The sequence below is a fragment of the Variovorax sp. 01T439_2 genome (genome assembly GCF_056398445.1).
In genome coordinates, this window is the sequence record NZ_JBFTPJ010000267.1 from 1 (window position 1) to 6,365 (window position 6,365).

The following is a 6,365-nucleotide window of genomic DNA, read 5'->3' on the forward strand; positions in this document are numbered from 1 at the left end:
GCGAAATGGTCAACCTCATTCCGGGGCTGCTGCGCATGGGCCGGATGTTCTCCGACCAGAAGCAGCTCAAGGCCGGCGACACCTTCACCATCGACTGGCTGCCCGGCACGGGCACGCTGGTGACGGTGCGCGGCGTGCCGCAGCCCGATCCGGTGAAGGAGCCGGCGTTCTTCAACGCGCTGCTGCGCATCTGGCTCGGGCCCGCGCCGGCCGACTGGAAGCTCAAGGACGCGCTGCTCGGCAAGTAGCCGCGCGCCGTCAGGAAACGCTTCGGTCGATCTCGGCGAGCGAGTCGACGAAGCCGTCGGCATCGACGCCGCGTATCGGTTCGCCGTGGTTGTAGCCGTAGGTGACCAGCACCACCGGGCAACCGGCGGCGCGCGCGGCCCTGGCGTCGTTGCTGGAGTCGCCGACCATCAGCGCGCGCGCGGGGGCGGTGCCCAGCGCTTCGCAGGTCTTCAGGAGCGGCAGGGGATCGGGCTTCTTGCGCGCGAAGGCATCGCCGCCGAACGCGAAGTCGAAGAAGCCGTCGAGCCCCTTGGCCGCCAGCAGCGGCTTGGCGAACGAGGTCGGCTTGTTGGTGAGGCAGGCCAGGCGCAGGCCGCGCGAGCGCAGCGCCTTCAATCCTTCGACCACGCCCGGGTACACCGCCGAGTGYTGTCCGTTGATGGCGAGATAGTGATGCTGGTAGCGTTCCCAGGCCTGGTCGAAGAGCGCCTGCGCACGCGCGTGCAGCACCTGCGCGTCCGCGCCCTCGGGCGCCGCGCTGCCGGATGACATCACGTGCGCGAGCGCCGAAAGAATCAGGTGCTCCGATCCCTTGCCCACCATCTTCTCGATGGCGGCCGGTGCCACCGGCGGCAGCGAAAGGTCGCCCAGCATGTGGTTGAGCGACACCGCGAAATCGCCGAGGGTGTCGACCATGGTGCCGTCGAGGTCGACGATGGCGGCATCGAAGCGCGCGAGGTCGTAGTGAATGGAGGTCAAGGACAAGGCCGCCGGAGTTGCAGGACGATGTCCATTTTGCCCCGTGCGGCCCTGCCGGGCGGCGCAGTCCCTTGCCCCTTGTGACTTACTTGCTCTTGCTGCGCATCTCGTCGCGCAGCCGCTTGATCTGGTCGTGGTTGCGCTTGGCGCCTTCGGACTGCTGCTGGATCACGGCGCGCACGTCGGCCGGCAAGTCCTCCTTCAGCGCCTTGCGGTAGCGCGCCACCGCGGCGTCTTCACCGCGCTCGCATTCCTCGAGCATGGAGAGCGCGCTGTTGGCGCCCACCGTGCCCTTCACGTGCACCCAGCCGCGGTGCATGGCACCGGTCGCCGTGCCGCCCTTGTCGGGCGAGCCGCCGAAACGCTGGATGAGCTGGACCAGTTCCGCTGCCGCCTTGGCGCATTCGGCCGAGCGGCTCTGGAAGACCTGCTTGAGCTGCGGCGAGTCGACTTCCTCGGCACAGGCGCGGAAGCCGTATTCGCCGTCGCGCGAGTTCTCCAGAAGATCGTTCAGCACCTTGACCACATCCTCGGTGGTGGCGGTGTCCGCGGTGTTCGTGTAGTTGGCCATGTCATGACTCCTTCGTAGGCCTCGTCGAAATCGAGGCAGGTTGAGAATTGCCAGCGCCAGCTGCTGCACTGCGTGCGCTGGTTCCATGAAGAAATGGTGTTCGAGCGCAGGAGGACCGGTGTCGGTGCCGCCTGACGTCCGCTGTAAGCGTTCTTCGGGGTGGGCTGCCCCGATGCATTCACCGGCGGCTCATCATTCCTCGCGCAATGCCTTCTCGGCACGGCCGGGCTGGCTGCCCGGCGAGCTGCCGTGGTTGCCGCTTTCGCCGACCGCGGCATCGCCGGGGGTGGGCGGTTTTCTTTGCTCGGTGATGGCCGGGCCGTTGTTGGGGCCCACGGGCTCGCCGTTTTCAGCCGGCGTCCTGGCCTCGCGCTTCATGCTGCGCTCGGCGGGCACGGGGCGGCCGTAGGCTGGCGCATTCGCTGATTCGGTGGATCGTCTTTGCGTCACGCTGTGGATTCCTTTGCTAGAAAGAAATTCCACCGTGCGCCGCGCTGGTGGCGGCGCGCGTAGGAAAGCGGCGCGTCTTCGGCGCAAGCGAGTCGCGCGCAGGCCTGCCACCGGCGCGGGAATGCTGTCCCTGCCTACAAGCACGCGGCCAGGCTGCGCGAGAAAGGAGGCTTGCAGCTTCTTCTTTTCGAGGACTCCTCCATGCACGGCAAACCACTGCGCTTCTTCCAATGCGGCCTCGCGGCAGCCGCCATGGCCCTGGCCGCCATGGCCGCGGTCGCCCAGCCCACCGGCACGCCCAAGGGCACGCGCGCTCCGCCGATGAGCGATGCGGAAAAACCGCCGGCCACGCGCCCCGCGGACCAGCCCGCCGGCGCGACCGACCAGCGCCAGCTCGGCGCCGACCAGGGCCCGGCCAGCGCGCGCACGCAGACCTCGCGGCCGCCCTCGGCGGGTTCGCCCGGCGGCCTCGCACCCACGCGCGATGCCGATCCTTCCAAGGAGCAGCGCAGCGACGGCAGCCACCGCCACGCGCGCCCCGCGCCGCAATAGCAAGCAAGGCAGATCAAGACCATGACTTCCACCACGCAGATCGACGCCCGCATCGCAGGCGATGTCGCGTTTCGCGCCGGCGACGGCCCGCAGTTGAAGATCCCGAAGGGGAACTGCCAGATCATGATGGCCGACGACAGCGTCGTGCTCACCTGGACCGACCAGGGCCAGTCGCTGACCGCGGCCATTCCCAAGCTCGAATTCGACCGCTACATCCAGGACGGCGCGATCGTGCTGGGCCGGGGCTGAGTGAAGGCCCGCCCGCCGCGCGCTCACTCCTCGCGCAGGCTGCTGCTGGCGCGCGCGTCGAGCGCCTGCGCGTACGAAGCGGCTTCCTCGGGCGTCATGGAGCCTTCGAGCTCGGCCAGTTCGAGCCGTTCGAAGTCGTAGGAAATCCATTCGAACAGGTGGGACTTGGGCATGTCGTCGAAGCTTTCGCTGTCGCTCCACGACTGCAGCCGCACGGGCGCGCTTTCCAGCAGCAGGCGCAGGTACAACGCGCGCGCAATCTTGATTTCCGCGATCTGCTGTGGATCGTCGATCAGCAGGCGCAGCTGCGCGAGCACCTGTTCGCACTGCTGCACCCGGCGATGCGACTCGCCGATGGCGGCTTCGCAGGACGCGGGACAGTCCGTCCTCGCCTGCCAGGCCTGGTGGAATTCGCGCGTGATCCGGGCATAGGCAAGCTGCTGGAGCCCGTGGAGCGCGCAGTCAAGTTGGCCGTGCATGGCGTTGCACCGAACTCGCCTCAAGCGGGCTTGTTGCCGGCGTCCTCCGCTTCGTCGTCGTTGTCGCCGTCGATTTCTTCTTCTTCCGTGCCGGCAAGCTCGTCGGGCGAGCCCGCGTCCTCGGTGCGGTCCGGCAGGATGTCCGCATCGGGCGCTGACGGCGGAGCGTCCGCCGACGCACGCTCACCGGTGCCCTCGGCATCGGTGCTGCTTTCATGCGAAATGGGAATGGCGCCTTCCGCGGCGTCTTCGGGAATGGCGCTGCGTTCGCGCGAGGTGCGCACGTCGCTTCCGCTGTCGCTCGTGTCGCTGGGGCCCAGGCTGTCGACGTCCGTTCCCTTCGGTTCCTCCGGCGGGCGTTCGCCTCCCAGGATGCTGCTCGTGGCCATGGCTTCCTTCGATGATGAACAAGAAATTGGATGGGTGCGAATCGCCAGACTGGACATCCGCAGCACCGGCCGGCGTAGGAAAGGGGCGCATCCGGGCCRCAGCCATTCGCGGAGATTTGCCGCCCGGCGTTGCGCGCGGCAAACGCCGCCGTCGCGGCGCGGGGACGGGCGCTTGGGCTTTGCTCCTACGCGGCGGGCAGCCGTGGCCGCTAGCCTGAAGAGCCTGCTTTCCCAACCGCAGCAACCACCATCCTCATCCAATGAACCAATGAAGAATTTCCGCTACCTCATGATTGCCGGCGCCGTGGCGCTCGGCGCCTGCTCCCACATGCCCGGCCCCACGCGCTCGGCCAGCCCCACCGCCGCCACGGACAACCAGCCCGATCCCACGATCCTGCTCGTGCCCGTGCGCATCGAAGACCCCGCGCTGGCCTCGGGCTGCTGGGCCCAGTTCTATACCGGCCGCAACTTCCAGGGCGACATGCTGACGCTGGTGGGGCCGGCCGAGGTCCAGAGCATGGACCGCGGCACCGCGCGGCAGCTCAAGCGCGACATCGACAGCGTCAGCGTGGGCCCGCGCGCCACGCTGAAGGTGTACGAGCATGCGATGTTCAAGGACCGCACGGTCGACTTTCCGGCGAACAGCCGCGAGGGCGGCCTGATGCGCAAGCTCGGCTTCGGCGGCCGCATCGAGGCACTGAAGCTCGACTGCGCCTGAACGCGGCCACCGCGCTCAGCCGCCGCGCAGCGTGGCGTGCGGATGCAGCGGATGCGCGAGCGTGTCGGCGATGAGCCGCAGCGCCTGGTCGCACTGCTCGCGCGACATCGGGCCGCCCAGGCAGATGCGCACCGCCTCGGGCGGATCGCCATCGGTGGAGAAGGCCGCGCTCGCCACCACGCCGACGTTCTGCGTGCGCAGGTAGGAGGCGAACTCCACCGGGCTCCAGCCCGGCGCGAGCGGCAGCCAGGCATGGAAGCCCTCGGGATGCGCCTGCAGCCCGCTGCCGCCCAGATGCCGCGCGGCCAGCGCCTGCCGCGCCATCGATTCGCTGCGCACCGCCTGCAGCATGGCCTCGGCGGTGCCGTCCTCGACCCACAGCGTGGTCAACGCATTGGTGATGGGCGAGGCCATCACGGTGGTCGCGCGCATCGCGCCAGCCAGGCGCTGCGACTGGACCACGGTGGGCGAGCACACGTAGGCGCTGCGCAGGCCCGCGCCAAAGCATTTGGAGAACCCGCTCACGTAGTAGGTGAGCCCGGGCGCCAGCGTGGCGAGCGCGGCCGGCGTCTGGCGCGGCAGCATGCCGTAGGCGTCGTCCTCGATGATCGGCACCGCATAGCGCAGCGCCACGTCGGCCAGCGCCTCGCGCCGCGCGCGGGGCACCGTGCCCGCGGTCGGATTCAGCAGCGTGGGGTTGCAATAGAGCGCCTTGGGCTTGAGCGTCCTGCAGGCGTGCTCGAAGGCATCGGCAATGGGGCCGTCGTCATCGAGCTGCAGCGCATGCAGCTGCACGCCCAGCTGCGCCGCGATGGCCTTCACGCCCGGATAGGTGAGCGACTCCACGCAGATCAGCTCGCCCGGCCGCGCGAGCTGCGAGAACAGCGCCGTGAGCACGCCGTGGATGCCGGGGCACACGAGGATGCGGTCGATGCCCGCGTCGGGCACGAAGGGCCGCAGCCAGTGCATCGCGGCCTCGCGGTCGTGCGCGGTGCCGCCGAAGTCCTGGTAGCGCAGCAGGTCGTGCAGGTTGGCCTCGGCGAAGGCGCGGCTCGCGCTGTCGTGCAGCCGCGCCATCAGGTGCGGGTCGTCGGGCTCGGGCGGCATGTTCATGGTCATCTCGGCGCCGCTGCCGCCGCGCAGCCGCAGGCTCGGGCTGCCCGAGCGGATGAAGGTGCCGGTGCCGGCGCGCGAATCGATCAGGCCGCGCTTGCGTGCCTCGGCATAGCCGCGTGCCACCGTCGTGTAGTTGAGCTCCAGCTCGGCCGCGAGCTCGCGCAGGGTGGGCAGCCGGTCGCGCACGGCGAGGCGGCCGGTCTTGATGTCGTCGGCAATCAATTCGGCCAGCAGCAGGTAGGCCGGCTTGGCGGTGTTGCGCAGCTGCTTGCGCCAGTGGGCGGTGATCGTGGTCATCGGCAAAGTTGATTGCATCCATTGATTGCATCGGGCCACCGATCAGGCACGCAGGAATCGCGCCCGCTCCAGAGGGGCCGGATGCCTCGATCAGGTGCGATCAACCCCGTTGATCGGGTGCATTGATCGCATGGCGGATGCGTCTTCCCGGTGCAGGCGGGGCCGCGCCGGCCGCCTTGGCCGAGGGGTTTTCGTGCGGCCGAAAAAAGTTTTCGGGCGCGTAGGCCGCATCCCGGCGAATTGATCGCGCATTGATCGCACGCGCCGCGCCGGGCGCTGGCACGTCGCCTGCAAAGAGAAAGGCACGCAAGACCTGCGTTCATCCCCTTTTTCTTCAACCGGAGTACCCCATGCCCAAAGTCACCCGCCCCCGCAACGAGAAAGGCGAGTTCCTCGTCGACTACGAAGAGAAGGTGTTCGAAGACGTCAAGGCCGAGCCCGGCGAGAAGGCGCTCGTCACCTTCCACACGGTGGCCTTCGAGGGCTCGGTCGGCTTCGTGAACCTGCTGCAGGCCACGCGCCTCAGGCGCAAGGGCTACGAGACCTCGGTGCTGCTG

The 6,365-nt window shown here is 68.9% G+C and carries 10 protein-coding genes and 1 pseudogene; 5 read left to right on the forward strand and 6 right to left on the reverse strand.

Annotated features, from left to right (window positions below; translation table 11 throughout):
- The coding region (locus tag AC1DOC_RS14460; protein ID WP_478129982.1) for a chalcone isomerase family protein at nt 1-248 on the forward strand (248 nt) is incomplete at its 5' end.
- A 10-nt stretch (nt 249-258) separates the two neighbouring features.
- Here AC1DOC_RS14460 and gph read toward each other — a convergent pair.
- The 3 genes from gph to AC1DOC_RS14475 all read right to left on the reverse strand — a co-directional run bounded on the left by gph (nt 259) and on the right by AC1DOC_RS14475 (nt 2,008).
- Nucleotides 259-987 carry a phosphoglycolate phosphatase gene (gene gph / locus AC1DOC_RS14465; RefSeq protein WP_478081885.1) on the reverse strand — a complete coding sequence of 243 codons (729 nt, stop codon included), beginning with the start codon at nt 985-987 and terminating at the stop codon, nt 259-261.
- A gap of 85 nt (nt 988-1,072) precedes the next feature.
- Nucleotides 1,073-1,558 carry a ferritin-like domain-containing protein gene (locus tag AC1DOC_RS14470; RefSeq protein ID WP_018904102.1) on the reverse strand — a complete coding sequence of 162 codons (486 nt, stop codon included), beginning with the start codon at nt 1,556-1,558 and terminating at the stop codon, nt 1,073-1,075.
- Between the two features lie 192 nt (nt 1,559-1,750).
- The gene (locus AC1DOC_RS14475) at nt 1,751-2,008 is read right to left on the reverse strand and encodes a hypothetical protein (protein ID WP_478081887.1); all 258 of its coding nucleotides are present in this window, start codon (nt 2,006-2,008) and stop codon (nt 1,751-1,753) included.
- Between the two features lie 201 nt (nt 2,009-2,209).
- Between AC1DOC_RS14475 and AC1DOC_RS14480 the strand changes: the two genes are divergently transcribed.
- Together AC1DOC_RS14480 and AC1DOC_RS14485 are read left to right on the forward strand one after the other, a co-directional pair.
- Nucleotides 2,210-2,560, forward strand: a complete 351-nt coding sequence (locus AC1DOC_RS14480; protein WP_012745731.1) for a hypothetical protein — start codon at nt 2,210-2,212, stop codon at nt 2,558-2,560.
- 21 nt (nt 2,561-2,581) lie between these two features.
- Entirely contained in the window at nt 2,582-2,809 is a 228-nt protein-coding gene (locus AC1DOC_RS14485; protein ID WP_012745730.1) for a hypothetical protein, read from the forward strand.
- Between the two features lie 23 nt (nt 2,810-2,832).
- Here AC1DOC_RS14485 and AC1DOC_RS14490 read toward each other — a convergent pair whose 3' ends face one another.
- Both AC1DOC_RS14490 and AC1DOC_RS14495 read right to left on the reverse strand, forming a co-directional pair.
- Entirely contained in the window at nt 2,833-3,288 is a 456-nt protein-coding gene (locus tag AC1DOC_RS14490; RefSeq protein WP_018904100.1) for a hypothetical protein, read from the reverse strand.
- A gap of 20 nt (nt 3,289-3,308) precedes the next feature.
- The gene (locus AC1DOC_RS14495; protein WP_018904099.1) at nt 3,309-3,677 is read right to left on the reverse strand and encodes a hypothetical protein; all 369 of its coding nucleotides are present in this window, start codon (nt 3,675-3,677) and stop codon (nt 3,309-3,311) included.
- Nucleotides 3,678-3,945: 268 nt separating this feature from the next.
- Here AC1DOC_RS14495 and AC1DOC_RS14500 point away from each other — a divergent pair, with 268 nt between their 5' ends.
- Nucleotides 3,946-4,395: a hypothetical protein gene (locus AC1DOC_RS14500; RefSeq protein WP_478079596.1), complete on the forward strand. Its 450-nt coding sequence runs from the start codon at nt 3,946-3,948 to the stop codon at nt 4,393-4,395.
- Between the two features lie 15 nt (nt 4,396-4,410).
- On the opposite strand, the gene AC1DOC_RS14505 is transcribed toward AC1DOC_RS14500, so the two are convergent.
- Nucleotides 4,411-5,808 (reverse strand): aminotransferase-like domain-containing protein, encoded by a 1,398-nt coding sequence (locus AC1DOC_RS14505; RefSeq protein WP_478079597.1) that lies wholly within the window; start codon nt 5,806-5,808, stop codon nt 4,411-4,413.
- A gap of 350 nt (nt 5,809-6,158) precedes the next feature.
- Between AC1DOC_RS14505 and AC1DOC_RS14510 the strand changes: the two are divergent.
- Nucleotides 6,159-6,365, forward strand: a pseudogene (locus AC1DOC_RS14510) (MSMEG_0572/Sll0783 family nitrogen starvation response protein); the annotation flags it as partial.